The organism is Microbacterium sp. Bi128 (genome assembly GCF_918698205.1).
In genome coordinates, this window is record NZ_CAKKMM010000568.1 from 1 (window position 1) to 3071 (window position 3071).

The following is a 3071-nucleotide window of genomic DNA, read 5'->3' on the forward strand; positions in this document are numbered from 1 at the left end:
AGCCCGGACTGTCCGTGGTAGATGCTCCCCGTCATTGGATCACGACGCTTCCCTGGCCGGCAGCCATTAGTCCGCCAGTTCCGCAATCACCGGGGCGTGGTCCGAGGCGCCCTTGCCCTTGCGCTCCTCGCGGTCGATCATCGCACCGGTGACCCGTGCCGCCAGGGCCGGGGAGGCGAGGATGAAGTCGATCCGCATGCCCTCCTTTTTCGGGAAGCGGAGCTGCGTGTAATCCCAGTAGGTGTAGACGCCGGGTCCCGGGGTGTGCGGGCGGACGACATCCTGGAAGCCGGCCTCCTCGAAGGCGTGGAAGGCGGCCCGCTCAGGCTCACTGACGTGGGTGAGGCCCTCGGAGCGGAAGTAGTCGATGTCCCAGACGTCATCATCCAGGGGTGCGATATTGAAATCGCCCATCAGCGCAATCTGCGCCTCGGGGTCCTCCTTGACCCAGGTGCCGGCGTGGGTTTTCAGGATGTCCAGCCAGTTGAGCTTGTAGGGCATGTGCTCATCGTCGAGGGCGCGGCCGTTCGGGACATAGAGGCTCCAGACCCGGACGCCGCCGCACGTGGCGCCGATGGCGCGGGCCTCCTGCACGGCGTCCTTGCCGCTCTTGCCGAACACGGGCTGGTCCAGGAAGGTGCGTTCGACGTCGTCGAGTCCCACCCGGGAGGCGATCGCGACGCCGTTCCACTGGCTCAGGCCGAAGTGCGCCACCTCGTAGCCCATGTTCTCGAAGAGCTCCCAGGGGAAGTTCTCGTCCTTGCATTTGGTTTCCTGGATGGCCAGGACGTCGCAGTCCGTGCGCTGAAGCCAGGACTCCACACGGTCGGCGCGGGCACGGAGCGAGTTCACATTCCAGGTAGCAATCTTCACAGTCCCTAACTTACCGAACTTGGCCCCCGGACGAAGCCGCCGGCCGGCTCCGTCCTCTGGAAATTAGTAGGAAGTCCGAGTATATTCGGCTGCAGAGATGATCTAGGTCACATGCAAAGGAGCATTCGGTCATGGTTCGAGAACTATCCCATTACATTGACGGGCAGCGGGTTGAGGGTACCTCCGGCCGGTTCAGCGACGTCTATGATCCCTGCACCGGCGAGGTCCAGGCCCGGCTGCCGCTGGCCAGCACCGAGGAAGTGCGTAACGTGATCGCCAGCGCCGAAAAGGGGCAGGTGGAATGGGCCGCGATGAATCCGCAGCGCCGCGGCCGGATCCTGCTCAGGTTCGTGGACCTGGTCAACGAGCACATGGACGAACTCGCCAACCTGCTGTCCTCCGAGCACGGCAAGACCTTCCCGGACGCCAAGGGCGACATCCAGCGCAGCATCGAAGTGGTCGAGTTCGCCGCCGGCGCCCCGCACCTGCTCAAGGGCGAGTTCTCGGACAACGCCGGAACCGGCGTCGACGTGCACTCGATGCGCCAGCCCCTCGGCGTCGTAGCCGGCATCACGCCGTTCAACTTCCCGGCCATGATCCCGCTGTGGAAGTCCGGGCCGGCGCTCGCCGCCGGCAACGCCTTTATCCTCAAGCCCTCCGAACGGGACCCCTCCGTGCCGCTGCGGCTGGCCGAGCTCTTCACCGAAGCGGGCCTCCCCGACGGCGTCTTCAACGTCGTCAACGGGGACAAGGAAGCGGTGGACGCGCTGCTGGAGGATCCCCGGGTCCAGGCCATCGGGTTCGTCGGCTCCACGCCCATTGCCCAGTACATCTACGCCACCGCCGCGGCGAACGGCAAGCGCGCGCAGTGCTTCGGCGGCGCCAAGAACCACATGGTGATCATGCCCGACGCGGACCTGGACATGGCCGCGGACGCCCTGATCGGGGCAGGCTTCGGCTCCGCGGGCGAGCGCTGCATGGCGATCTCGGTGGCCGTTCCGGTGGGCCGGAAGACCGCGGACGTCCTCGTGGAGAAGCTGCAGGAGCGGATCGCCGGCCTCAAGGTCGGCCACAGCCTCGCCAAGGACTCCGATTTCGGCCCGGTGGTGGCGGCCTCCGCGAAGGACCGGATCGAAGGCTACATCGCCTCCGGCGTCGAGGAAGGCGCGAGCCTGGTGACCGATGGCCGCGGCCTGAAGGTGGAAGGCTACGACGGCGGCTTCTGGATCGGACCCACGCTGTTCGACAACGTCACGAAGGACATGAAGATCTACAAGGAGGAAATCTTCGGCCCGGTCCTCAGCGTGCTCCGCGCCGAAGACTACGACGAGGCCCTCCGGCTCTGCAGCGAACACGAGTTCGGCAACGGCGTGGCCATCTTCACCCGCGACGGCGACGCCGCCCGGGACTTCGCCAGCCGGGTCCAGGTGGGCATGGTGGGCATCAACGTCCCCATCCCCGTGCCCATTGCTTACTACACCTTCGGCGGCTGGAAGGCGTCCGGATTCGGCGACCTCAACCAGCACGGGGCCGACGCCTTCCGCTTCTACACGAAGACCAAAACGGTCACCAGCCGCTGGCCGTCCGGTATCCGCCAGGGCGCCAGCTTCATCATGCCGGAAGGCAGCTGATGGGGGCGGACGCTGCGCGGGTAGCGGACAGTGGAGCAGCGGCCGGCGAACCCTTGCCCGGGGAAGCAGGGGAAGTGACGTTTGAACGGCGCGGCCGCCTCGGCGTCGTGACCCTCAACCGGCCCGCGGCCGTCAACGCCCTGACGGCCGGCATGGCCGCCGCGATGCTCGAACAGCTCACGCTCTGGGCCGACGACGACGCCGTGGCCGCGGTGCTGGTCCGCGGCGCCGGGGACCGGGGCCTCTGCGCCGGCGGTGACATCGTGGCCATTTACCGGGACATGCTCGACGGCGGGGACGCCACCGCAGACTTCTGGGCCGTCGAGTACCGGCTGAACCTGCTCATCTCCGAATACCCCAAGCCGTACGTCGCGTTCATGGACGGGCTGGTCTTGGGCGGCGGCGTGGGGATCTCGGCCCACGGCTCCGTACGGATCGTCACCGAACGCACCCGCACGGGCATGCCCGAAACGACGATCGGGTTTGTTCCCGACGTCGGCGGCACCCTGCTGCTCTCCGGCTCGCCGGGGGAGACCGGCACCCATGCGGCCCTGACCGGAGCCCACC

The 3071-nt window shown here is 67.3% G+C and carries 3 protein-coding genes; 2 read left to right on the forward strand and 1 reads right to left on the reverse strand.

Annotated elements, in window-relative coordinates; genetic code table 11:
* Positions 1-66 precede the first annotated feature (66 nt).
* On the reverse strand, positions 67-873 hold the full coding sequence (locus LQV45_RS23000) for an exodeoxyribonuclease III (RefSeq protein ID WP_230008979.1): 807 nt from the start codon (positions 871-873) through the stop codon (positions 67-69).
* 131 nt (positions 874-1004) lie between these two features.
* Between LQV45_RS23000 and LQV45_RS23005 the strand changes: the two genes are divergently transcribed.
* Positions 1005-2504 carry a CoA-acylating methylmalonate-semialdehyde dehydrogenase gene (locus LQV45_RS23005; RefSeq protein WP_230008980.1) on the forward strand — a complete coding sequence of 500 codons (1500 nt, stop codon included), beginning with the start codon at positions 1005-1007 and terminating at the stop codon, positions 2502-2504.
* On the forward strand, positions 2504-3071 hold a 568-nt coding region (locus LQV45_RS23010), incomplete at its 3' end, for an enoyl-CoA hydratase/isomerase family protein (protein ID WP_230008981.1). The genes LQV45_RS23005 and LQV45_RS23010, both read left to right, overlap by 1 nt.